Raw genomic sequence first — 23,854 nt, 5'->3', positions numbered from 1 at the left:
AGATTATTTTATTTTCAACCTTGTAATGCAAATAAATGGATATTATTAAAAGATAATTATTTACTCATTTTTACAGATAAATTTAAACGGATATTTTACATATGACTGAAAAAACTAGAAAACTTGCAATGTACTTAGACCAAAACGCTTTAGATATGCTGATAAAAAAGGGAACAGATGCCCATTTATTTGCATTGAAAGAGAGTTTTAACATTGTGTACTCAGATGGAACTTTACGAGAAATATATAAAGCTGGGCATAACGCAAGTGATATCAATGCATCACTAAAATTTACCAAAGCTTTAACGAACTTAGGTGCAGTTTACTTTCAATTACCTGATATCTCGTTAAATACTGATGATAGACCTTATGAATGCACTGATGCACCTAATGATGTCTTTTTACGATTTCTGAATGAAGTTGTTCCATTTGATAAGTTTACGCAACCTTTTGAAAAAATGGGTTTGGCTTTATACAATGGTGTAAAAGATTATGACTGTTTCGGCAATGATCAAATAACTGCCATGTATAATTTAAGAAATTTTTTACATGAAAATTTAGAGCTTTTAGAAGCTGAATTGTTAGAGTGTGGTAATGAGCGCATAGAAAATCATTTACGAACAGCAATTGATGAGTATAGAAAGCAAATATATGAGCTGGATTCACAGCTTGATGAATTCCAAGAAAATGTAAAATATGGAATTGATAGTTTTAAAGAAGCCAATCAGATAAATAGTATTCATAAGACCTTTCAAAAGGCTTATAACATCAATATTGATAACCTAAAAAAAATTGAAGGTGATAATGCTCTAAATAGAATTTTTGATTATATAGATCAAGTAAAGCCTAAAAATACGCCTTCTTTAAGGGAAGCTCATCAAATAATATTTGATGATAACGAAAGAATATTTAATAAAATCCCACATATTTATAGTCTGTTGAATTTAGTTGGATATTATTCCGATGAAAATCTCAATAAAGAAAAAAGATTTCTTAGTTCAACTCTGGACAGTCATCATGCTCAATTAGGATGTTTTTGCGATATATTTGTTACACACGACCAAAAGTTCGCAAAAAAAATGAAAGTAATTTATGAGCACTTTAATATCGGAACCCAAATCTACGATATTGATATTTTAGAGAATCGAATTAGTTTGAAGCCATTATATAACTTGGAATTAGGCATTTTATAGGTTGACATTATAAATTTTAAGGAAATGATTGAAAATGAATAAAATAGATATTGATAAACAAACTTTCTTTTCATACGCCCTTTATATAGGTCGGCAAAGAGGTTATCAAAAAGCATGGGCAAGTATGGTTTTTAAAGCTAATTTCGGTACCAGTACAGTTGGCAAGGATATCTATCACCATACGTTGCCACAAATACCATCACAGGATTTTTTAGAATGGTTTTCTTTGTATGAACAAAAAGTTAAACAAGAATATATAGCACAAAAAAATGCAGAATTTGAAAAAGAACGGCAAGCTGAAATTGAAGCAAAGAGAAAAAAAGACGAGCAGGAAAAGACTTTGCGGAAGGAAAAGGCAAAAAAAGAACGTCAAAAACCCTACATTCAAGCTTACTACGCACAAAGATCACATGACACAAAATTGCTTAAATGGGCGAAAAGTAATGGAATTTTAAATGAATAATAAGGACAAAATTTTCAGATAATCAAATTCATAAAAATATAATGAGCAGCAATGCTCATTTTTTTTGCCTTTTTTCAAGTATCGCCTTACATTACCGATCATGCAAATTTGTCATCATCAGACGATGCAAAATTGTCATGTTCAGATCATGCAGATTTGTCACCTTCTCTAAGAGAATACTAATAAGAATTTAATTTAATTACAGAACTTAAGTTAAAAACGATGATATTAGCAAGTAAGCTAATTGAAACGGTTTATCGCATTCTTAACCCAATTGCTATTATCAGATGATGGATGAATAAATGTTTTAAGTTTTCCACCAAAGGAAGCAGGATAGTCAAGTTTTATAACACCGTTAAATAAAGTCATTGCTCCTAATATTTTCGCAAAAGTACCATGTTCATCTGTAAATTCCTCGTTTTTTTCAGCACGATAAGCAATTCCTTTGAGATTGTCACCAAACTCCATTATGTAATAAGTTATCCCTGAATGAATTAATTTAATTAACATGACGAATTCAGGCTGTCGCTTACTATAGTTATTAGCGAAATTTACCCGATGTGCATCCGCGAATGACATCACATAAAAATCGTCTGATTGTTTAAAACCCTGTTTAAAAGTAAACCACCAAACATTTTTATTGTTATTAAATTCTTTGGCGTGATGCCATATTCGATCAAATCTTGATCTGTTATTGATAATATCAGTATCTAAAAAACAATTTGCTAAGCCTGTTTGACCTGTTGCACCTTGTTTTTCACCCACTGCGTAGTCGATAGTGTCAGGTTGAGGTATGGTTAAAGTTCTAGTGTGCGGATCAATATCAGATGGTTGTTTAGTAACCTTATTAATATTCCTTTGATTGCCTAAAATTAAAAATCTTTCCACTAGCGTTGCTACAGTTAAGTTATTTACAGGACTTTTAACTATACTAATTGGCTCAATATTTTGAGGGCGATTAATGACTTTTATACTCGGTTGCTGATTATTAATAGCATTTTGTTCTATTTGACTTAGTTCAGAAAAGCTCTTACTTTTACTAGGTCGAATCATTACATCGATATCATTACCCTGAGGTTGGCTCATACCTGTAATTGAAGTACACAGTACGTTTCCATCAGAAAATTCAATGCCTTTCATTCTGATCAAAATTTCCTGTTCATGCCAAAACTTTATTTTAATACGCCAATTCTCATTTGAACCTTCCGCATTCTTTGTTTTATTGAGATTTATACTATTAGAAAGATGTTGAATTACATTCTTAGTGAAGTTGTTATGTTTCCATTCATAGATGATGATCGCGTCTTTGAGAGAAAATCGATAAGGTATTTTAATTGGTTGGTCATTTAAGTTTCTTTCGATTTCAAGTAAGTCAGATAGGGTTTGGTAGGAATATGCAGATAAATATCTTTTGAAATCCATTGAATAACCATAATGACTAACAAATAACGTAATTGGATGAATTACATAGGTTTTATCATTGAACTTAACATTGATAGTTGGATTATTGTCATACTTTAAAGTGGGCAAATAATTAAAAGTGTTAAGTTGAACGGGGAACTTATTGGTATTAAGTTGAGCTTCATTTTTTCGCTCAGGCGTGGATTTAATATCTTTATTAACAGCATATAATACATTAGCTGCTTTATTGCTTTCATAAAGAGAATAGATCTCAAAATTAGCAGATGCTTGATTATTGGTTCTGTCAGCAATCTTGATATCAAATTCTTTAAACTCAAAGGTTTCGATTGAACTACCACTTTTCCAAATACTTCCAATAGGTGTTTTATGTAATAAATTAATAGGTAGTAATAATTTTATAAGCCTATCAGAACTGGTAATATATTTTTTTAGTTCCTTATCATATTTAAAATAAGTATTTTTACTAATATTCAAAAAAGTTACTTCAATTCCGATATTGCTCTTGTTAGGACTCATTTCAATGTAGTTTGAATCATACCAAGTAACTACATATTCATCATCCATAAAAAAATTAGGGCATTCTTTGAAATAGTTTTTTAAAGAAAGGCTATTGTTGTATTCAGTTCTTGGTAAATCTTTATTGTCAAAAAAGAGAGGCATATCAATATACCTCTGCTTTTTTGTGCCATGAATTTAGGATGTTTTTACTAAATGTGTGCCATGAATTTAGGATGTGTGCCAGTGATTTAGGATAATTACAGCCGCCTCCCACGAGCGCCACTGCTGAAGTAGTATGATGGACTTGGCGAAAAGGGCGTGTGCCGTAGTCATAATCACTGTTGGCAATCGAGTAGATACTGGCAACTTCGAGCGCTTCATGGTCGTTGAGCGGTGGCAAAATGGTGGGTAGGCGAGATGCCATCAAAGTTTTGCCTGTCCCAGGCGAGCCACAAAATAGTAGCGAATGTCCGCCTGCTGCCGCAATCTCTAGCGCACGTCTGGCTTGGTGTTGTCCTTTGACATCGGCTAAATCTAGTTGATAATTGGCTGATTGGTAGGATGCCTTGTGCTCGGCTTGGCTGAGTTGTTGCTCGTTCATCAAGTGTTGGCACACAGCTTTGAGGGTATCGGCTTGCAACACCTTCACGCCATCGACTTTGACCGCTTCATCGGCATTGTCTTTGGGAACAATCAAGGTGCGCCGGTCTACCTTGAGTGCCCGTGATACTGCCAACGCCCCAGCAATCCCTCGTAAATCGCCATTGAGCGCCAATTCGCCAATAAACTCGTACTGCGCAAGCACGGTTTCATCAATTTGACCACTCGCTGCCAAGATACCTATGGCAATCGGCAAATCAAGCCGTGCGCCATCTTTGGGTAAATCCGCGGGCGCAAGGTTGATGGTTAATCTGCGATTGGGAAATTGAAAACCCGAGTTGATAATTGCAGAGCGCACCCTATCTTTACTCTCGCGCACCGCTGCTTCGGGTAAGCCAACCATGGTGACTGCAGGCAATCCTTGCGATAAATGTACTTCTACCATCACGCTTGGCGCGTTTAAACCCACCACCGAGCGCGTATATACTTGAGCAAACGACATTTTTAAAATCCTTTTTCAACCACTTGGCGGCTACCTTGACACAAGACAGGCCGTTTTTTTATGGCAGTAACTAGACAATTTTTGATAAAAAACGACTAAATCATAGCATAATTCATCTATTTTCTCATCATCGGCTATCTATGATGACTATGTTATAATCACAACCAATATTCCGAGAATTTTACGCTACACGCTATACGAGACTATTATGACAGACCAAACTCGCCCTTTATCTGACAGCGAACTGCCCACCTTTGATCGTCCTGTCGAAATCATCGAAAATCCGTATGCCAATGCCAATCGTAGCTACACGACCCAAACCCATTTGTTTAATGAAGCTATCATCAATAAATACAACCGCTCAGGTCCCCGTTATACCTCGTACCCAACCGCACTAGAATTTGCCCCGATTGCTGACGGCATGGAAGCCCGCGTTTTGGCAGAAAAAGACCCACGGGTGCCAGTGTCCTTATATTTTCACATCCCATTTTGTCGCCATCTGTGCTATTACTGCGGCTGCAATAAAATCATCACCAAGAAAAACAGTGATTCAGGCGACTATTTAGCGTATCTTTTTGCCGAAATTCGGCATAAACGCAGCTTGATGCAAGGGGACCCTATCGTCGAACAAGTGCATTTTGGCGGCGGTACACCCACCTTTTTGACCGATGATGAGCTGGTCAAATTGTGGAACTTTTTGCAAACCCAATTTACTTTTAGCGATAAACCTACCGCTGATTATTCGATTGAAATTGACCCACGCGAATTGCGTCCGACCACGCTTGAGATATTGCGTGGACTTGGGTTTAATCGGGTGAGCTTTGGTGTGCAGGATTTGCAAGAAAAAGTACAAATTGCCGTCAATCGCGTGCAGTCAGAAGAATTGATTCGAGGTGTGATGACGGAAGCTCGCCGCCTTGGGTTTCATTCTATCAATATTGACTTGATTTATGGGTTACCGCACCAAACGGTGGATAGCATGCGCAATACGGTTGAGCGCATCATTGCTATCTCACCAGACCGTCTGTCTGTTTTTAACTATGCCCATTTGCCAGAGCGATTTAAAGGTCAGCGTCAAATCAATGAAGCGGATTTGCCAAGCCCTGCCGACAAACTGACCATGCTCGGTAATACCATCCACGCACTGACTGACGCAGGCTATCAATATATCGGCATTGACCACTTTGCCAAGCCTGATGATGAGCTGGCGATTGCGCAACGTGAGGGCAAATTGCACCGCAATTTTCAAGGGTATACCACGCATGGCAATTGTGATTTATTGGGTTTTGGGGTGTCGTCGATTAGCCAAATCGGTCTGCATATTTTGCAAAATCCAACGGATTTAAGCGATTATCAAAATCTCATCAATGCGGGAAAATTGCCTGCGGTGAAGGTGATTTCTGCGCGCTTGCCTGACTTGCTGCGCCGTTATGTGATTATGAATCTGCTATGCCATGATTATATTGATTTTAAAGATGTGAATGCGCGCTTTAGTATTGACCCGATGACCTATTTTATTGATGAAATCCGCCAACTGGGCGAGATGCAAGCGGATAAACTCGTTGATATGGATGCCAAAGGGATTCGGGTGCTACCAAAAGGGCGACTGCTCGGACGCAATGTGGCGATGGTGTTTGATACTTATTTGGCGAGTAAAGAAGGCAATCGCTTTAGTAAGGTGATTTAGCCTAAAAAGCAAAACACCTGCCAAAATGACAGGTGTTTTACTATACTAAAGGTGGAAGCTTTCGCTCACGTATCCTCTAGCTCACATAGTACGTATTATACGGATTTTATTGAATGAATTCAACACAGCTTAATCAAATTTTCCAAACGCTTTCTTTTGAAAGAATGCAAACTTATGAAAATAAGACCAAAACAAGAGAGCAAGCCGTTGAATTGTACCTTTGGAATGCTCAAATTTCGGGGGCATTTTTGTTTCCATTACATATTTGTGAAGTCACGATTCGTAATGCCCATCATGAGCCGATTTTTGATGAAAAACTATTAAGCATTTATAACAAAATTATCAAAATTATTGGTTATCGTTGTCAAGAAACTGCCAACTGGGTTGCTAGTCATCAAACCGTTACCACACTTATTACTCAAAAGCCTAAAATATAACCTTTAAAGGAAACCCCATGCATCAAATCCCCGCCGACTTACTCAAAAAATCTGCCCACTGGCGCGAAGACATCCAGTTCTCCCAAGACGTACTCGGTAAGCCGTTTCACTTTACCAGCACTTGGGGAATTTTCTCGCCCGAAAAACTCGACGAGGGTAGCCTGATGCTGCTTGATTATATCGAGTTCAAAGACGATGACCACTCAATCGACCTAGGCTGTGGCTATGGCGTACTGGGTATGACGGCCGCCCGTGAATGCCCAAACGGACAGCACCTGCTCATCGACAAAGACTTTGTGGCGGTAGAATATGCCAAAATAAACTGCCAAAAAAATCATTTAAATAATGCCCAAGTTCAGCTATCCAATGGCTTTCGTGATGTTGAAAAAGACAAAAAATTTAGCCTAGTGATGAGTAACTTACCTGCCAAAGCCAGTAAAGAACAGCATTATCTGTATTTACTCGATGCCTACAATGCGATGGAGACTGGGGCACGCTTTTATGTGGTGACCATCAATGGCTTACGTGATTTTATGAAGCGCTCATTTACCGAAGTGTTTGGTAACTCAGATAAAATCAAACAAGGCAAAACCTATACCATCACCAGGGCAGTCAAAGACTAGCGCCCTTCAGCTAAATTCTCACCGTTTGGTTTTTTGATTTACTGTAGGCTCGTAACCGAATGTACAGGGTCTTAGTGACAGTGGCGACCACCTCATTTTGGTCGTCAACCACCTGTACCTCATAGTTGCGGAACACCGCTTTACCATCCTTTGCCAAGGCTTTTATGGTATCGATTTCGGTGTCATCCAGGTGAAAATCTGCAAACACATCGCTTTTGCCCGCTTTAACAAAATCAATGCTCGCCGACTTATCCCATACCACGTACGCATTGCCCAACGCTTGCATCAACAAAATCATCAAAAATGGGTCAGTCATCGAATACAAACTGCCCCCAAACTGGGTGCCAACGATGTTTTGATTGAGTTTGTTTAAGAGTAAACGTACGCGAATATGGTGGTTGGCGAAATCAAGGCTGTCAACACGAATACCCGCCCCAAAATATGGCGGATAAAAGTTAAAAAACTGCTTTAACAGCTTCGGGTTATGAAACGGATTAAGGTAGTCTTTGGCTTGAGATTGAAAGGTTTGGCTTAGCTTAGATAGCTTGGATAACCTAGATAGCTTGGATAAATTGGATAGCTTAGATAACATGGCAGACTCGTTTTAACATGAAAAAAGATATGGTACAACACGTCATTGGCAAAGCAACAATGCTATTGTATGATGGATACAACTGATAGCAAAGCGTGACAAAATAATGGCAAAAGGTAAAGCAAAAAATAACGAAGATGCAGCATTCTGGGAGGCGATTTTGGCGGAAAAAGCGCCATCGCCACCGTGTGAATTGTGTGGACGTGATGAAGTTGAATTAACCCAACATCATCTGATTCCCAAATCCCGCCACGACAAAGCCCGTACCAAACGCGAATTTAGCCGTGATGAAATGAAAAACGACATCGCCATGCTGTGTCCTGCTTGTCATGCACAAGTGCATGAAGTGTTTAGCAACCAAGAATTATCCAGCTACTACCATACGGTTGAGCGGCTAAAAGAACATACCGAGATGCAAAAATTTATCAATTGGGTCAAAAAACGCCCGGCTGGACAAACTATTCGTGTCAAAAGTGGGGGTTCGGATTAGTAGTTTAAGATTGAAATTACTTAAAAGTCAAAACAGTGATATATGAGTATAAATCAAATGCCTTTAAGTTATGAAGAAACTAGACTAGAGATTTTGGATAGTTTATACATACATTTGATTCAAAATGCGAATAATGACCAAATTTCAAGAAGCTCTCTTGATTATCTAATATATGATTTTGAATCTAATTATTCGAAAGCACAAAGATTACTTATTAATTTTTGTATTTTCGTTCTAGCCGAAAATTTATTTCAGGATGCTTATGTATCGAAATTATTGAAATCTGATATCACACAGAGTATCCCATTTAACTTAAGACATCTAATGAATCAATTAGAAGGCGAAGATAGAGAGTGTTTTATAACAGACTTTTGTTTAATGGGTTTTGCAATTGACTAATAGTGAGTTGAACTATAGTAGAAAGGGTTACTTAAAATGTTATTCTTATAAGTACAGTGAATTCTACATTCAGCTACTATTTTATAATATAGATTGAAAATCAATGAAAACAACTAAATATAGTAGCAAAACCATATAAAAGTAAACTAAATCAAATGCCCAAAGAAAGAAAAAGCAGCGTGAATCCAGCCATCGACCCTGCAACCATTGAAATTGCTGCAGCGACTGCCGACCGCAAAGCGCGATTGGATCACTTGATTAAGCGCCTGCCCAACTTGCCAGGCGTGTATAAAATGCTGGGCAAAAATGGCGACATCATCTATGTGGGCAAAGCCAAATCGCTCAAAAGCCGCGTCAATAGCTACTTTGCCAAAACCATCGACCATCCCAAAACGCGGGCGCTGGTGCAACGTATCGACAACATCGAAACCATCATAACCCGCTCTGAGACCGAAGCGCTGCTGCTTGAGCAAAACCTCATCAAGCTACATCGCCCGCCCTACAACGTGCTACTGCGTGATGATAAATCCTATCTGTACGTGTTTATCTCAGCCGATAAACCTTATCCAAGACTTGCCTATGGGCGCGGTAAAGGACAACACCAAAAAGGCAGATTTTTTGGACCTTTTCCTTCGGCGCATGCCGCCAAGCAAACCTTGTTAATGATGCAAAAAATGTTTATGGTGCGCCAATGTACCAATGCATTTTTTGCCCAGCGTCAACGCCCTTGTCTAGAGTACCAAATCAAACGCTGTAAAGCGCCGTGTGTCGGGCTGGTATCGCCCGAAGACTATGCCGATGACGTCAACAACACCATTCGATTTTTAAAAGGTGAAGGCACGGATTTGCAAGTCAAATTGGTGGGTAAAATGGAGCAAGCGGCTGAAGACATGAACTTTGAGCAAGCCGCCTTGTATCGCGACCAACTCTCGATGCTACGCGAAGTACAAGCCAAACAAGCAGTATATACGGTCAAAGGTGAAGCCGATATCATCGCCATCGCCAGTCAAGCGGGCATTACCTGTGTGCATGTCATGAATGTGCGTAATGGGCAGGTTTTGGGTGGCAACAATTATTTTCCTGATGTGGATAGTGAAAATGACATAGCGGATAACTTGTCTGAGTTTGTCAGCTCATTTTATTTTCAAGTCAGTGATGATTTGCCCGAAGAGCTGATTATAAGTCATGAGTTGCCCGACCAAAACGCGATGACAGAAGCCTTAACTGAAACCTTTGGCAAAAAGGTGACGATAAAAACCAAAATTCGCGAGCAGCGCAATGAATGGCTCACCCTTGCCCAAATGAATGCCAACAACGCCCTGCAAACCAAATTGGGCGATTATTTGGAAGTCAAATCTCGCTTTAACGCGCTCAATGAGGTATTAAAAGAGGCGCTGCAAGGCAAATCGCTCGACCGTATCGAATGTTTTGATATCTCCCACACCATGGGTGAAGCCACCATTGCCAGCTGTGTGGTCGCTGACCAAGGCGGGCTACGTAAACGCGACTATCGCCAATATGCCATTCACGGCATCACGGGCGGTGACGACTATGCCGCCATGAAGCAAGTATTAAACCGCCGCTATAGCAAACAGCCACTGCCAGATTTATTGCTGATTGATGGCGGTAAAGGGCAGCTTAATATGGCAAAAGATGTACTGAGCGAGCTGGGGATTTTAACCCAAACCTTGCTCGTCGGGGTGGCAAAAGGCGAAGGTCGCAAGGCTGGGCTTGAGGTACTGCATTTTATTGACCGTGAGCCACTCGATTTGCCGGCTGATAGCAAAGCACTGCATTTGATTATGCATATCCGTGATGAAGCGCACCGCTTTGCCATTACCGCACACCGCAAAAAACGCGATAAACGCCGCTCAAGCTCAGTGCTAGAAGCCATCCCTGGGTTGGGGGAAAAAAGGCGCCGAGAGTTGCTCAATCACTTCGGCGGCTTGCAGCAGCTGCTTGGTGCGTCACAAGATGAAATTGGGCAAGTAAATGGCATTGGTAAAGTGATGGCCAATACCATTTATAAAGTGTTGCATGGCTAATATTAAATTTTTAGCCGTTTTGGATGAAACGGGTAGTTAACAATGATAATGACATGGCATTGTAATAATGACAGAAATTTTTTTTAAATCAATCGCAGCGGCGGATAGTGATATCTGCATGCACTGTGGCGCATGTTGCGCTAACTATCGGGTGTCTTTTTATTGGGCAGAAGGCGAGACACTCGGTATCCCCGAAGAGATGACAGTTAAAGTCAATGATTTTTATACCTGTATGAAAGGTACCGAAACAAAGCCGGTCAGATGCGTGGCACTCGCTGGCGAAGTCGGTAACTCGGTGGCTTGCCAAATCTATGATAAACGCTCAAGCACCTGCCAATCGGTACAAGTCGGTGACGAGCAATGTATCAAAGCCCGTCATCACTATGGGTTATCTAATGATATCCTTAGTCAAGTGCCTGTTTAATGGCTTTGTGATAAACGAACAGTCAGCTGTTTTTCCACTTCGGTTTTAAGCCATTGATTCAAATCCTCATTCATCAGCGTCATTGATTCGAGCAAATAGTTGTCGATATAGCCTTGCAGCTGTTTGACGATATCTTGTTTGATTTGTTCAATAGCGGGCGTGGTGGCGATAGATGGATTGTCAATATCGGCAACTGGGTCAGTAACGCGCGTTTCTTGGGTCATCACTGCCGCTTTTGGGTCATCAGCTAACGGCTCAGCCTCAGCAAAGTTATCAGTGTTATCAGCGGTATCAGTGTGATCAATGGCATAGACCATCTCACTGCGATGGCGCTCAATCGTGACATCGCTGGTTGCGGTATCCGTGGACTGCGCTTGTTCATCTGGCTGGTGATTTGCGCCCTCGTTTGAGCCAGTTGATAGTTGCGTCGCTGGTTGGGGAGGATTGCTTTGTTTTGCCAGATGCGCTTGTTTGGCAATGGCGCGTTCTTGCTCCAGCGCCGCAATGGCTGCGTCATCTTGTGCTTGGCGTTCGCGTTGTAGACGTTCTTCTTGCGCTTGGCGTTCTTTTTCGTTTTCCTGTGTTAACTGTATTTGTTCAAGGCGCTGTTGTTCAAGTCGTTGTTGCTCAAGGCGCTCTTTTTCCAAGCGCTCGATTTCTAAGCGTTCAGTTTCTAACCGCTCTTGTTCCAGTCTGTGTTTTTCCAATCTTTCTTGTTCTAGGCGTTGTTCTTCAAGCTCGCGCTCACGTAGCTGCGCTTGTAATTTTTCTTGGTGGTCACGCTCGATAGCCAGTAATTCCTCGACTTTATCATGCAGATTAGGCACGCTAAACTCATACTCATCAAGGTCGGTATCGGGGTAAAGCAAGGTAACGATATCATCAAGTTCTTGAATAATGGCGTGTTTAACAGGGGTAGGGGTGGCAAGCCAGCGCTTTGAAAATTGGTGGGAGAAGGCAAATCCTGACATGAATGGTGTCCAGCGTTAAGGATGAAATAGGATAGCTTCATTTAACGAAAAAACGGCTACAATTTCAATAGCCGTTTTCAAAATTCACACCGTTAAAATATTAATGCTATCATCGCAGTGATTACCATTTATCGTGACTGCCATTTGGCAAACAGCAGCGAGCCGTTGGTACCCCCAAACCCAAAGCTATTAGAAATCGCATGGGTTAAGTGGTCAACTTTACGGGCTGTATGCGGTACATAGTCAAGCTTGCACTCAGGGTCTTGATGATCCAAATTGATGGTCGGTGGCAATATTTGTTGTTGCAGCGCCTTAACGGTGAAAATCGCTTCGATACCACCTGCAGCGCCCAGTAGATGACCGGTCATCGATTTGGTGGAACTTACTACCATGTTCTCCCCAAAGATACCCGCAATCGCGCGGCTCTCTGCCACATCACCCGCTGGGGTACTGGTGCCATGGGTATTGATGTAGCCAACGTCACTGGGGGCAATGCCAGCATCACTCAAGGCGTGACGCATCGCCATAGCCGCACCTTCACCATTTTCCGGTGGCGCGGTGATATGACTGGCATCATCACTCATGCCAAAGCCGACAAACTCTGCCAGAATCGTCGCACCGCGTGCTTTGGCGTGGGCAAGGCTTTCCATTACTAGCACCCCTGCACCATCACCCAGCACAAAACCATCACGGTCTTTGTCAAATGGACGACTGGCTTTGGTCGGTGCATCGTTGCGCGTTGATAACGCTTGCATTGCCGAGAAACCACCAATACCGAGCTGACTTGAGGCTTTTTCACAGCCGCCCGCTACAATCACATCGGCATCGCCATACGCAATCAACCGTGCCGCCAAGCCAATCGCATGGGTGGCTGTAGTACAAGCGGTAGAAGTGGCAAGATTTAACCCTTTAATCCCATGACGAATTGCCACTTGTCCAGCTGCCATATTCACAATGGCTGAGGGCACAAAAAATGGCGAGATTTTACGCGGACCTTCGCTATTAAGTTTTACCGCTGTGTCTTCAATGGTGGTGATACCGCCAATCCCTGAGCCGATAATCACCCCGATACGGTCGGGGTCAACCTGCTGTACAGGCGCGGCTTGCAACTCACTAATAAAGCCTGCTTGCTTCAAGGCTTGTGCTGCTGCGGCAACGCCATATTGTACAAAGGTGTCATACCGACGCGCGTCTTTGGCGTTCATATACAAGCCGATATCAAACCCATCCACTGTACCTGCGATTTGCGCGCGGTAGTCAGTGGCGTCAAAATGGCTAATCGCTTTGATACCGCTTTCGCCATTAATGAGCCGTTGCCAAGTGCTCTCTACATCGAGTCCTAGCGGGGTAATGGCTCCCATGCCTGTGATAACAATACGCTCATGGTCGGGGCGTTCGTCGTAGCGGGGCTTTTTTGGGCTAATTTTTGTGGTCATTTTATGCTCGAATTTTTGAATAATATTTTTTGAATAACATTTTATGAAAGTTTAGCAAAAATAGTGTACGAGTGTAAACACAATAACTTTAACGTCTTTAGGTTGATTGTATATAGCTATAGCCCGTTGAACAATATTAGGGCTTACGCCAAGATGACCGAAACCCAGAATAAAGGTTATAAGATAAGCGCTATATATCAGTGCTATCAATGTCATTGTCTACGTAAAATACACACTGTTAAAAACACACCTGCCCCAACACCACTTTTTTATTTGCCCCTGTGACACTGGGTAAGTTACTCGGTACGTTCAAAATTGTCTGCTGAGCTAGCCACGCAAACGCTACGGCTTCAACCCACAACGGCGACAGCCCAATTTTATCAGTAGTTTGTATGCTCCAAGTGGCTAAATTATCTTGTAAACGGCTCATTAAATAGGTATTTAATGCCCCACCACCACAGACAAACAACTCGCCTTGCGCACCATCAGTGACGGACACAATGGCATCGCTGACGGATTTAGCGGTAAGCGCCACCAACGTCGCTTGCACATCGGCAGGTGAATACGCCAAATTGGGGAATTGCTGACCCAATTGTTCTAGCATAGCCTCAAGCCAAGCCAAATTAAACTCCTCTCGCCCAGTGCTTTTTGGGAACGGCTTGGCAAAAAATGGGTGGGTCAAAAGCAAATTTAATAACGGCTCAAGCACTTGCCCTGATTTTCCCCAATCGCCATTGTGATCATAGCTTTGCTCAGTATGACGCTGACACCAAGCATCAATGAGCAAATTTGCCACCCCTGTATCAAATCCAATTACATCATCACTGCCATCAAGTACCGTGATATTGGCAATACCGCCTAAGTTTAAAATCACTTTTGGCATAACTTTATCGGCCTGATAAGGCGGTGTAGCAAACATGGCTTGGTGAAACGCAGGCACGAGTGGCGCGCCTTGCCCACCCACTGCCATATCACGGCGCCGAAAATCGCTCACCACCGCAATAGCAGTGCGCTCAGCGAGTACATTCGGGTCAAGCAGTTGCAAGCTAAATGACCACTGCGGGCGATGGCGCACGGTTTGCCCATGACAACCAATCGCGGTTACTTCATCAGGGGTGACCTGCGCTTTCTCGAGCAATTGATTGACCAAATTTGCGGCAAATTCAGCATAAAATACACTCGCCCAACCAAATACATCCAGTTCGCTCTCGAACGCCAAATTATTATCAGCGATGAGTTGTGCCACTCCGTTTGGTTGAGTGAGTGCTAACAACACGGCGCGTAAATCATCAGGAAACGGCTCGCTCACCGTCGCCAAAATCTCGACAGGCTCATCATTGTCTTCGTCAATCTCATAAAACTGGCACAGCACCGCATCGAGTCCGTCAAGGCTGGTGCCACCCATCATGCCAATCACATACGGCGAGTCGGCAAGCGGATTTTCTTTGCTGGTCATCATATCCTCCATGATGTCGGTAAAATGGCTAAAAAATCCTTCATCAAAAGGCAGGTTTGCAGGTAGTCCAGTCGGCAACGTTTGGCTCATAATTATTCTCGTTAGGGCGGTCAAAGTAGAGAGTGCCTTGATTATAGCATACTAAAAGCCTGCCTTATTTTATCTGCAAATTTGCTATAATGGCTAAACTTCACTTTTTTTCAGCCGTTTTAACCCGCGCTTTTTTCGAGGTAAGCATGACCGATTTTACTCATAAATTTTTAGCAGCAGAAGAACAACTCAAACTCATCCAACGTGGTACGCACGAAATTATTTCGCAAGACGATTTAATTAAAAAACTTAAAGAGAACCGCCCACTGCGAGTCAAAGCAGGGTTTGACCCGACCGCGCCCGATTTGCACTTGGGTCATACGGTTTTAATCAATAAACTCAAGCATTTTCAGGATTTGGGACACCAAGTGTTGTTTTTGATTGGGGATTACACCGCTCGCATTGGCGACCCAACGGGTAAAAATACCACTCGTCCGCCATTGTCTGAAGAAAAAATCCTGGAGAATGCCCAAACTTATAAAGAGCAAGTATTTAAAATCCTTGACCCCGCCAAAACCCAAGTGATGTTTAACTCCGAATGGTTTAGCAAAATGTCGGCAGGCGACATGATTGGTTTGGCAAGCCAGCAAACTGTGTCTCGTATGCTCGAGCGCGATGACTTCTCAAAACGCTATCACAGCCAAACGCCGATTTCTATTCACGAATTCTTGTACCCACTGGTGCAAGGTTATGACTCAGTCGCCATGCAAGCCGATGTTGAGCTAGGTGGTACTGACCAAACCTTTAACCTACTCATGGGTCGTACCTTGCAATCTCGCTATGGTCAAGTACCACAAGTGTGTATCACCGTGCCAATTTTGGAAGGCTTAGACGGCGTACAAAAAATGAGTAAATCGCTTGGCAATTACATCGGCATTTATGACAGCGCAGGCTCCATGTACCAAAAAATCTTGTCCATGCCAGACACTTTGATTGCGCGTTATTTTGAGCTACTTAGCTTTAAACCCATGGATGAAGTCGAAGCCTTGCTAAAAGACATTGAAAACGGGCGCAATCCGCAAGAAGTCAAACGTATTTTGGCACTAGAGCTGATTGAGCGTTTCCATGACAAAGAAGCCGCCGAAAACGCTCACAAATCAGCGGGCAATCGCTTGGTAGATGGTGAGTTGCCATTGGATTTGCCAGAGGTGACGATTAGCCTTGATGGGCAAGCGCAGTTATTTATCACCCAAGTGTTAAACCAAGCCAATTTGGTGAAAAACTCAGCGCAAGCGAAAGACTTTTTGAAAAACCAATCGGTGAAAGTGGATGGTCAGGTGGTGGATGCAGGATTTGCCCTCACTGCAGGACAAACGGTGGTGATTCAAGCAGGCAAAAAAGCCTATGCCAAAGTGACGATTTCCTAAAGTCTATTGCTTAACCAATGGTTTTATTTTAAAATGTAGTGACAATATCACTACATTTTTTGCTTTTTATAGAGGTCAGTAGCTATGACACACTCAACTATGTATCAATTTCGACTTGATGCCAATGAAAAGCGCCAAGCCTTTGAAGTGTTTGACGAACTAGGTATTAAGCCTGCGCAAGCGATTCGTCTATTTTTACGTCAAGTTACGGCAACAAAGTCTATTCCGTTTGACGTCGCAATTCCTAACGCCACCACACAACGTGCGATGCAAGACGTTGACGCCATGATTGCAGACAAGCAAGCCCGATTTAGCAGTAACAAGGAATTGTTTGATGCCCTCGAAAAAGCCGATTAATTCAAAACGCACGAATTTACCAAGAGCCTCAGATTTTACCAAAGATTTTTTGAATGATTGGCAAAGACTAGTGAAAACAGGGCGTTATGACATGGTCAGGCTCAAAGAAGTCATGCTGTTATTAATTGCCAATAATGAGCCGTTAGGGGCAGAGTGGAAAGACCATGAATTAAAAGGAAATTGGGCAGGATTTCGAGAGTTACATGTGGGTGGTGATTTTTTATTAATCTACAAAATTCAAACCATCACAAAATTTGAGACAATTTATTTTACTCGTGTAGGAACACATAGCGAACTATTTGAATAAAAAGGGATTTAAAAATGAAAGCCATCTTCCTCGACCGAGCTACCTTTTCCGCTGATTTAGCATTAACACCCCCACACGGACTGAGCGACTATCAAGTGTATGCGCAAACGCCCAATGACCCCAAAATCATCATTGAGCGCTGCCAAGACGCCGATATTATCATCACCAATAAAGTTGAACTTACCGCCGAAATTATCGCGCAGCTCCCAAAACTCAAACTCATCCAACTGACCGCCACAGGGATGAACAACGTTGATAAAGACGCTTGTGACAAGCACGGCATTGCTGTTAAAAACGTCGCAGGCTATGCGGTCAAAAGCGTCCCCGAACATACCTTTATGCTGATACTCTCAGCCATGCGAGCGGCTCGCCATTATCATCGTGAAGTGGTCAAGGGTGACTGGCAAAAAGATGGTCGCTTTTGTCTGCTTGATACGCCACTCATTGACCTTGAAGGCAAAACGCTGGGCATTATTGGCTATGGCACCATTGGCAAACGGGTTGGGGAAATTGCCAAAGTCTTTGGTATGACGGTATTAATAGCCGAACACCAAAACAAACCGCCAAGAAATAGCGACTATAGCGCGTTTGATGATGTCCTTGCTCAGTCCGATGTCATTACCCTGCATTGTCCATTGACGGAGCGAACGAAGCATTTAGTGAATGCCGATACCATTGCCAAGATGACAAAAAAACCGTTGATTATCAATGTCGCGCGCGGCGGCGTGGTCGATAGTCAGGCAGTGGCTGATGCCGTTACACAAGGTAAATTATTAGGCTATGGGGCAGATGTGTTTGAAGATGAACCGATTAAAGACAACGACCCATTACTCACACTTAAAGACCACCCAAGAGTGATTTTTACCCCCCATAATGCGTGGGGCAGCGTCAATGCCCAGCTTTACCTATGGGACATATTGTGTCAGCAAGTGCAAGAGTTTATCCAACTATCCCATAAGGGAAATAACGAAAAAAACGGACAATAAATATGACAAGTAAACTGCAATTCCAAGACCTAATTATCGGCACAGGTAAAACTGCCGAGCGTGGGGCACTGATTACCGCGCATTACACAGGCTATTTGCCAGATGGCACGGTGTTTGACTCATCGCATCACCGCGGACAACCCTTTGAAGCCGTGATTGGCACAGGGCGGGTGATTAAAGGTTGGGACGTGGGTGTCTTAGGTGGCGAATACGCGCAAAAAATCGGCTACGACAGTCAAGTTGAAGACCCTGCCAATCTCATAGCCATGCAAGTCGGTGGTAAGCGCCAACTCATCGTGCCAAGTCACTTGGCGTATGGTGAGCGCCAAATCGGGAAAATCCCGCCAAATTCAGACTTAACCTTTGAAATTGAATTATTGGATGTCAAAACTCGTGATTGAGATTAAATTGGGTATTTATCAGCATTACAAAGGCAATTTGTATCAAGTATTACATCTTGCCAAGCATAGCGAGACTGAAGAAGAACTGATTGTCTATCGTGCCCTTTATGGCGATTATGGGGTGTGGGTGCGACCGCTTGCGATGTTTGCCGAAACGGTGGAAGTCAATGGCGAAGCTGTGCCAAGATTTAAGCTGATAAAACCGCTAGACAGTTAAGTCTGGCGGTAGTTGATAGGGGGCAGTGATATAAAAATGACTGACAACAAAAAACCCCAAACTAATAAGTTTGGGGTTAATCGATTTATACCTAAGACAAATAAATAATGGTGGCGTGGGGCAGGATCGAACTGCCGACACACGGATTTTCAATCCGTTGCTCTACCGACTGAGCTACCGCGCCATGTTTGTCAGCATCAGTATTTGAGCGGCTATTAAACTAAAAATCGCCAAAGGTGTCAAGCACTATTTTAAACTTTTTGCAAAAAGTTGCTAGTAACTGGCAAAATACTCATTTATATCAACTCGTACATGGCTAAAATACGATGAATTGCGCCGCAGCCAGGTACAAACTTGGTATTGCCTTTTTTGCGCTCAATGTCAGTGACTTGTTTGACAAATTTGGGGGCAAGACCGCGCCCGCGATTGGCAGGATGTAGTACGATGTACTGTAGCAAGCGGCTAGACTCGATGCCTTCATTGAAGCAGCCAATCGCGGCAATCGGTTTTTCATTAAACATTCCCAAATACAGGATATCACCTTTGGCAAACGCCTTTTCAAAAAACGCCACAGCATCACCACCTGTAGCAAACTCAGGTGAGCTGTCGTACAATTTTTCCACCCGCAATTTGAGTTCAGGATCGTCAATGCAGTTGTTTTCAAAGTGATTGATGGCAACGGATTCTAATGGCATAAAGCCCTCCTTGTTAATTAGCTCACGTTTTAATTAGCGCACGTTTTTAATTAGCGCATGGTGATTTAGTATAAAATAGTAACTAGGATACCAACAAACTTGTAATTGTTATCCAGTATTTTTTGCTAAAAATAAAAACTGTCAAGGCGTTGGCCAGGCCTTGGCAAGCCGTGATGGCTTTTTTGTGTTAACCAAATCTTGGACAAACTCTGTGAAATGATAATGTGTTTTTCAAACCAACCTGCTCGATGCCGTCCACTAACGGCGGGCGAAAAAGCCATCGCGGGTAGCGTATTTGGTGATACGTTACAGCTTGATAGTATACGCCTAAAAACCGCATGGTGGGTACTCAAAGGCTATGCGGTCAGTCCCAATGGTCATGTGTATTTTCATCCCGCAGATTTTTGTGATGATTTTAGTCAGCAAAATGTCTATCTACGCGCGTGGCTGGTGCATGAATTGACCCATGTTTGGCAGATCCAACAAGGCGTTAAGGTGTTTCGCCGCGCCCTGCTCGATCGGCGCTATAGCTACGAGCTGCAAGCCAATAAGCCATTTGGTCGTTATGGCATAGAGCAGCAAGCGCGTATGGTGGAAGATTATTATCGAAAACGTGAGCTCAAACAGGATTATGAGCCACTACTCGCCTTTATTCCGTTTGCCAGTTTACAGCCTGCCACCGCCTAGCGCTATCAACTCTCAGTGTCGCTGTCACCACCTAATATTTGTAGCGATTGCGGTGGTTTTTTTAGCATAATTGCTTGATAGATGGTTGTCTTAAGTTTCAGTTAAGCTAAATCTGTATGATAGCCTCATCCTAAATTTGGTTATTATATAATGGCTATTTTTTGGTGCATTTAGATAAGGTGAGTAATCGTATGTCAGTGAATAACTCTCGATGGGTAGCATGGCGTCAGCAAGGTATTAATACTAAAAGTGTCAGTACTCAAGGTATCAATGCTTATGTGATGATGGGTATGGTCGCGCTATTTTTGACCCTGACCGCAAACGTTACTTTCTTTGATAAAGCCACTGAAGTCTATCCGTTTGCCCAGCATATTGGCTTTATAGGCTCATTGCCGTTGGTGCTATGCGGTGTGATGCTACTGGTTATTGTGCTGCTTAGCTATCGTTACACCCTTAAAGCAGTATTGATTTTTTTGCTATTGACCGCGGCAGTCACGGCGTATTTTACTGATACCTATGGCACTGTCTATGATGTCAATATGCTACAAAATGCGCTACAAACCGATAAAGCAGAAAGCGCCGATTTGTTTAATGTCAATTTTATCTTACGCATTTTATTGCTTGGGGTATTGCCTAGTGTATGGGTGGCGTGGCAAAAGGTCACATTTCCCCCCATCAAGCGCAGTCTATTGCAGCGCGGCTTGACGTATTTGGTCAGTCTCGGCTTGGTGGTGTTACCAATTTTGGCGATGAGTAAAAATTACGCCAGTTTTTTCCGTGAACATAAACAGCTTCGTAGTTATACCAATCCTGCAACCCCTGTATATGCACTGGGTAAACTTGCCAGTATACAGCTCAAACAAGCACAAGCTCCCAAAACCCAAATCATGCATGCAACCGATGCGGTGCAGGTGAGCAATCCCACCACCCGTAAGCCAAAACTGGTGGTTTTTGTAGTCGGAGAAACCGCGCGCGCCGACCATGTGCAGCTAAATGGGTATAACCGAACCACCTTCCCGCAGATGGCAGCGACGGCTGGGGTAACTAATTTTAACCAAGTCATCGCCTGCGGTACCTCAACCGCTTACTCGGTGCCTTGTATGTTTAGTTATGTCGGTATGAAAGACTACGATGTGGATACTGCCAACTACCAAGAAAACGTACTTGATACTTTAAATCGCCTAAAGGTTAATATCTTGTGGCGTGATAACAACTCAAGCTCAAAAGGCGTCACTAATCGTTTGCCCGCGGCAGATTTTGTCGATTATAAAACCGCGCGCAACAATACGATGTGTAATACCAACCCCTATGGCGAGTGCCGCGATGTGGGTATGCTAGTAGGCTTAGATGACTACGTCAAACAACTAGCTAACCAGAATACGCTTAACCAGGACACCCTAATTGTGCTGCACCAAATGGGTAATCACGGACCTGCGTATTTTAAACGATATGATAAGCAATTTGAAAAATTCACCCCAGTCTGCCAAAGCAATGAACTTGCCAAATGCGACCCACAAAGCGTGATTAATGCCTTTGACAATGCGCTACTTGCCACCGATGACTTTTTGGCAAAAACGGTGAACTGGTTAGACAAATATGACAGTACCCACCAAGTGGCGATGCTGTATGTCAGTGACCACGGTGAAAGTTTGGGCGAAAACGGCATCTATTTACATGGTATGCCTTATAAAATCGCGCCTAAAGCGCAAAAACACGTCGCATCGATGTTTTGGGCAGGTAAGCACTCAGGCATTCAAGCAGTGCCATCTAATACTGAGCTCACCCATGATGCTATTACCCCAACTTTGTTAAAACTGTTTGATGTGCGTGCGCAAACCGTACAAGGCAAACCATTATTTATCAAGTAAAGTTATCCAGTAAAGCTATTTGGGTAATTAGAGCCATTTAAGTAATGTTAGACATAACAAGTGTGTCCAACTCCAGCGACAGTGACGGCAAGATATATGGTTCAAAATAGATGAGTATACAGATCGCTAAATTAAAAAATTTTGCCAGTAGGCAGACCGTGCTCGGAATGGTGCTGGCGATTATCTTTACGCTAACGCTTGAGCACAGCGCCATTGATGTAGCCATCAGCCAGTATTTTTATTCCCCCACAGATGGCTGGCTGCTTGCCAAAGAATCACTACTCCCTAACTTAATTTTTTATACTATTCCCAAAAGATTATTAATTGCGTTTGAAGTCTATATGGCAATCGCATGGCTACAACGCTATTTATTACAACGCCATCCATCAAGTCACTGGCTTGCCAAGCAACAGGCATGGTTTAAACCTTTTAAGCGGCTATCACTGACTGAAATAGGCTATCTATTCATCGTGATGGTGTTGGTACCTTTGATTATCGCATCGCTTAAAGGGGTGACTCATGTGGTGTGTCCCAATCACTTGCAAATTTTTGGCGGTGAGTATCCCTATCTAACGATACTAGAAGACATCCAAGCCGGAACCCGCTCAAAATGCTTCCCTGCGGCGCATGCTAGTGCTGGGTTTGCGCTGTATGCTTGGGCGTTTATCCCAAGTCTTTGGCACAAGCGCTGGCAAATCGCAGCGATGGTGACGGTGATAGCTTGGCTGATGGGTGGGTATAAAATGTTAATAGGTGACCATTTTTTCAGTCATACGCTGGTATCTATGAGCTTGGCATGGGGGATTTGCGCGGCAGTGGCATGGGCTTGGTGTCGGTTGTATGCCAAAGCTGCGTCCGCAAAAAATTCATAATGCTAACAGTTAATGGTATAAAAAAGCGTTGAGGAACACCTCACGCCTCTTTTCGGTTGCATGGCTAGCTTAAGCGATTGATGGTCATCACCACTTTATAGCCACCCGGATGACTGGCAGTTAAGCGAGAAGGCAGTTTATCGTTACTGTTGCTATAGCTAAAAGTGGCTGTCCAATCGCCATTTTGGGCATTCACTAGGCGATTAGTGCTGTCTTTTTTATCATTGGCATCACTGGGTGCTGGCTGACCTTGAATCCAGTAAGGCAGCTGTGAGATGGGCGCTTGCCAACCGGTTGCACGTAATAGCAGTTCTTCAGGGGTAGCGGCATTGATAGTGCCTTTTTCGTTGGTTAACGTCGCAGATTGACCATTGTAGCTGATTTTGGTTTGACCCGCATTCATCGCACCGGCAATCTCAATGGCAAAGTTTTGTCCTTGCTGTGTCCAAATATAAAACGCACTGCCTGCCTGCTGCGGCGTGGTCATGCCAATTTTACCATTGATGGTAAATTGCGCGCTTGGTAGCGTACTTGTAGCCGCTTGCTCAGTAGTGGTAGTCGATGGCGTCGTGGCTGTTTGGGTATTGACCACAGGGGTTGTCATCCCTGTGGTGACAGGCTTGGCGGTGATAGGCTTAGTTGTTGCCTGTACTGACTGACAGCCTGTTAGCAGCATGCTACTGATGCCCAAACAGGCAATAGTTAACCCCGTGACTTTGCTGTTGACCGCTGGTAATAAATGCATAATATCCTCAAATGTTAATCAAAT

Annotated in this window: 25 protein-coding genes, 1 tRNA gene and 1 pseudogene; 18 read left to right on the top strand and 9 right to left on the bottom strand. The window is 42.9% G+C overall.

The features are described 5' to 3' along the window. Window positions 1-101 precede the first annotated feature (101 nt). Window positions 102-1,193, top strand: a complete 1,092-nt coding sequence (locus ACAM37_RS10690) for a hypothetical protein (RefSeq protein WP_369626213.1) — start codon at window positions 102-104, stop codon at window positions 1,191-1,193. A gap of 34 nt (window positions 1,194-1,227) precedes the next feature. Next, a complete protein-coding gene (locus tag ACAM37_RS10685) occupies window positions 1,228-1,656 on the top strand; it encodes a hypothetical protein (RefSeq protein ID WP_369626212.1) in 429 nt (142 codons plus the stop codon). Window positions 1,657-1,896: 240 nt separating this feature from the next. Here ACAM37_RS10685 and ACAM37_RS10680 read toward each other — a convergent pair whose 3' ends face one another. Beyond that, window positions 1,897-3,738 carry a hypothetical protein gene (locus tag ACAM37_RS10680; protein WP_369626211.1) on the bottom strand — a complete coding sequence of 614 codons (1,842 nt, stop codon included), beginning with the start codon at window positions 3,736-3,738 and terminating at the stop codon, window positions 1,897-1,899. 73 nt (window positions 3,739-3,811) lie between these two features. Then, window positions 3,812-4,678: pseudogene (locus ACAM37_RS10675) on the bottom strand (YifB family Mg chelatase-like AAA ATPase); the annotation flags it as partial. Between the two features lie 208 nt (window positions 4,679-4,886). Here ACAM37_RS10675 and hemN point away from each other — a divergent pair. The 3 genes from hemN (at window position 4,887) to ACAM37_RS10660 (ending at window position 7,425) form a co-directional block, all read left to right on the top strand. After that, entirely contained in the window at window positions 4,887-6,365 is a 1,479-nt protein-coding gene (gene hemN / locus ACAM37_RS10670; RefSeq protein WP_369626210.1) for an oxygen-independent coproporphyrinogen III oxidase, read from the top strand. A 113-nt stretch (window positions 6,366-6,478) separates the two neighbouring features. Continuing rightward, window positions 6,479-6,802, top strand: a complete 324-nt coding sequence (locus ACAM37_RS10665; protein ID WP_369626209.1) for a hypothetical protein — start codon at window positions 6,479-6,481, stop codon at window positions 6,800-6,802. Between the two features lie 17 nt (window positions 6,803-6,819). After that, the gene (locus ACAM37_RS10660; RefSeq protein WP_369626208.1) at window positions 6,820-7,425 is read left to right on the top strand and encodes a class I SAM-dependent methyltransferase; all 606 of its coding nucleotides are present in this window, start codon (window positions 6,820-6,822) and stop codon (window positions 7,423-7,425) included. A 10-nt stretch (window positions 7,426-7,435) separates the two neighbouring features. Here the strand turns inward: ACAM37_RS10660 and ACAM37_RS10655 are convergent, their stop codons facing one another. After that, entirely contained in the window at window positions 7,436-8,017 is a 582-nt protein-coding gene (locus tag ACAM37_RS10655; RefSeq protein WP_369626207.1) for a DUF4442 domain-containing protein, read from the bottom strand. 106 nt (window positions 8,018-8,123) lie between these two features. On the opposite strand from ACAM37_RS10655, the gene ACAM37_RS10650 reads away from it, so the two are divergent. The 4 genes from ACAM37_RS10650 to ACAM37_RS10635 all read left to right on the top strand — a co-directional run bounded on the left by ACAM37_RS10650 (window position 8,124) and on the right by ACAM37_RS10635 (window position 11,375). Then, entirely contained in the window at window positions 8,124-8,507 is a 384-nt protein-coding gene (locus tag ACAM37_RS10650; RefSeq protein WP_145988447.1) for an HNH endonuclease, read from the top strand. 42 nt (window positions 8,508-8,549) lie between these two features. Next, entirely contained in the window at window positions 8,550-8,906 is a 357-nt protein-coding gene (locus tag ACAM37_RS10645; RefSeq protein WP_040403802.1) for a hypothetical protein, read from the top strand. Window positions 8,907-9,112: 206 nt separating this feature from the next. Continuing rightward, entirely contained in the window at window positions 9,113-10,951 is a 1,839-nt protein-coding gene (gene uvrC / locus ACAM37_RS10640) for an excinuclease ABC subunit UvrC (RefSeq protein ID WP_472826347.1), read from the top strand. A 67-nt stretch (window positions 10,952-11,018) separates the two neighbouring features. Beyond that, window positions 11,019-11,375, top strand: a complete 357-nt coding sequence (locus tag ACAM37_RS10635) for a YkgJ family cysteine cluster protein (RefSeq protein WP_369626206.1) — start codon at window positions 11,019-11,021, stop codon at window positions 11,373-11,375. On the opposite strand, the gene ACAM37_RS10630 is transcribed toward ACAM37_RS10635, so the two are convergent. The 3 genes from ACAM37_RS10630 to ACAM37_RS10620 form a co-directional block, all read right to left on the bottom strand. Then, window positions 11,372-12,346, bottom strand: a complete 975-nt coding sequence (locus ACAM37_RS10630; protein WP_369626205.1) for a hypothetical protein — start codon at window positions 12,344-12,346, stop codon at window positions 11,372-11,374. The two genes, ACAM37_RS10635 and ACAM37_RS10630, sit on opposite strands and share 4 nt — an antisense overlap. Before the next feature lie 128 nt (window positions 12,347-12,474). Beyond that, window positions 12,475-13,782, bottom strand: coding sequence for a beta-ketoacyl-ACP synthase II (fabF, locus tag ACAM37_RS10625; protein ID WP_284034863.1), 1,308 nt, complete (start codon window positions 13,780-13,782; stop codon window positions 12,475-12,477). 238 nt (window positions 13,783-14,020) lie between these two features. Then, window positions 14,021-15,250: an anhydro-N-acetylmuramic acid kinase gene (locus ACAM37_RS10620; RefSeq protein ID WP_369626864.1), complete on the bottom strand. Its 1,230-nt coding sequence runs from the start codon at window positions 15,248-15,250 to the stop codon at window positions 14,021-14,023. 224 nt (window positions 15,251-15,474) lie between these two features. Between ACAM37_RS10620 and tyrS the strand changes: the two genes are divergently transcribed. From tyrS to ACAM37_RS10590, 6 genes are all read left to right on the top strand, one after another. Then, window positions 15,475-16,695, top strand: a complete 1,221-nt coding sequence (gene tyrS / locus ACAM37_RS10615; RefSeq protein ID WP_369626204.1) for a tyrosine--tRNA ligase — start codon at window positions 15,475-15,477, stop codon at window positions 16,693-16,695. A gap of 84 nt (window positions 16,696-16,779) precedes the next feature. After that, window positions 16,780-17,052, top strand: a complete 273-nt coding sequence (locus tag ACAM37_RS10610; protein WP_007116581.1) for a type II toxin-antitoxin system RelB/DinJ family antitoxin — start codon at window positions 16,780-16,782, stop codon at window positions 17,050-17,052. Then, entirely contained in the window at window positions 17,030-17,359 is a 330-nt protein-coding gene (locus ACAM37_RS10605; RefSeq protein WP_203171227.1) for a type II toxin-antitoxin system YafQ family toxin, read from the top strand. The genes ACAM37_RS10610 and ACAM37_RS10605 overlap by 23 nt, the downstream gene beginning before the upstream one ends. Window positions 17,360-17,373: 14 nt before the next feature. Next, window positions 17,374-18,345, top strand: coding sequence for a D-2-hydroxyacid dehydrogenase (locus ACAM37_RS10600; protein WP_369626203.1), 972 nt, complete (start codon window positions 17,374-17,376; stop codon window positions 18,343-18,345). A 2-nt stretch (window positions 18,346-18,347) separates the two neighbouring features. Then, a complete protein-coding gene (locus ACAM37_RS10595; RefSeq protein ID WP_369626202.1) occupies window positions 18,348-18,746 on the top strand; it encodes an FKBP-type peptidyl-prolyl cis-trans isomerase in 399 nt (132 codons plus the stop codon). Next, on the top strand, window positions 18,742-18,963 hold the full coding sequence (locus ACAM37_RS10590; RefSeq protein WP_100285376.1) for a DUF1653 domain-containing protein: 222 nt from the start codon (window positions 18,742-18,744) through the stop codon (window positions 18,961-18,963). Before ACAM37_RS10595 ends, ACAM37_RS10590 begins: the two co-directional genes overlap by 5 nt. Window positions 18,964-19,071: 108 nt before the next feature. Here the strand turns inward: ACAM37_RS10590 and ACAM37_RS10585 are convergent. After that, window positions 19,072-19,147, bottom strand: a tRNA-Phe gene (locus ACAM37_RS10585). 112 nt (window positions 19,148-19,259) lie between these two features. Next, a complete protein-coding gene (locus ACAM37_RS10580; RefSeq protein ID WP_369626201.1) occupies window positions 19,260-19,658 on the bottom strand; it encodes a hypothetical protein in 399 nt (132 codons plus the stop codon). Between the two features lie 222 nt (window positions 19,659-19,880). On the opposite strand from ACAM37_RS10580, the gene ACAM37_RS10575 reads away from it, so the two are divergent. The 3 genes from ACAM37_RS10575 to ACAM37_RS10565 all read left to right on the top strand — a co-directional run bounded on the left by ACAM37_RS10575 (window position 19,881) and on the right by ACAM37_RS10565 (window position 23,085). Next, window positions 19,881-20,345 (top strand): type IV secretion protein Rhs, encoded by a 465-nt coding sequence (locus ACAM37_RS10575; RefSeq protein WP_369626200.1) that lies wholly within the window; start codon window positions 19,881-19,883, stop codon window positions 20,343-20,345. Between the two features lie 191 nt (window positions 20,346-20,536). Further along, on the top strand, window positions 20,537-22,213 hold the full coding sequence (locus tag ACAM37_RS10570) for a phosphoethanolamine transferase (protein ID WP_369626199.1): 1,677 nt from the start codon (window positions 20,537-20,539) through the stop codon (window positions 22,211-22,213). 110 nt (window positions 22,214-22,323) lie between these two features. After that, the gene (locus ACAM37_RS10565) at window positions 22,324-23,085 is read left to right on the top strand and encodes a PAP2 family lipid A phosphatase (protein WP_369626198.1); all 762 of its coding nucleotides are present in this window, start codon (window positions 22,324-22,326) and stop codon (window positions 23,083-23,085) included. 64 nt (window positions 23,086-23,149) lie between these two features. On the opposite strand, the gene lolB is transcribed toward ACAM37_RS10565, so the two are convergent. After that, window positions 23,150-23,830 carry a lipoprotein insertase outer membrane protein LolB gene (gene lolB / locus ACAM37_RS10560; RefSeq protein ID WP_369626197.1) on the bottom strand — a complete coding sequence of 227 codons (681 nt, stop codon included), beginning with the start codon at window positions 23,828-23,830 and terminating at the stop codon, window positions 23,150-23,152. Between the last annotated feature and the right edge of the window lie 24 nt (window positions 23,831-23,854).

Origin of the sequence: Moraxella sp. K23, assembly GCF_041154765.1 — a bacterium.
Classification (GTDB): domain Bacteria; phylum Pseudomonadota; class Gammaproteobacteria; order Pseudomonadales; family Moraxellaceae; genus Faucicola; species Faucicola tetraodonis.
This window is presented reverse-complemented; position numbering and strand designations above follow the sequence as displayed.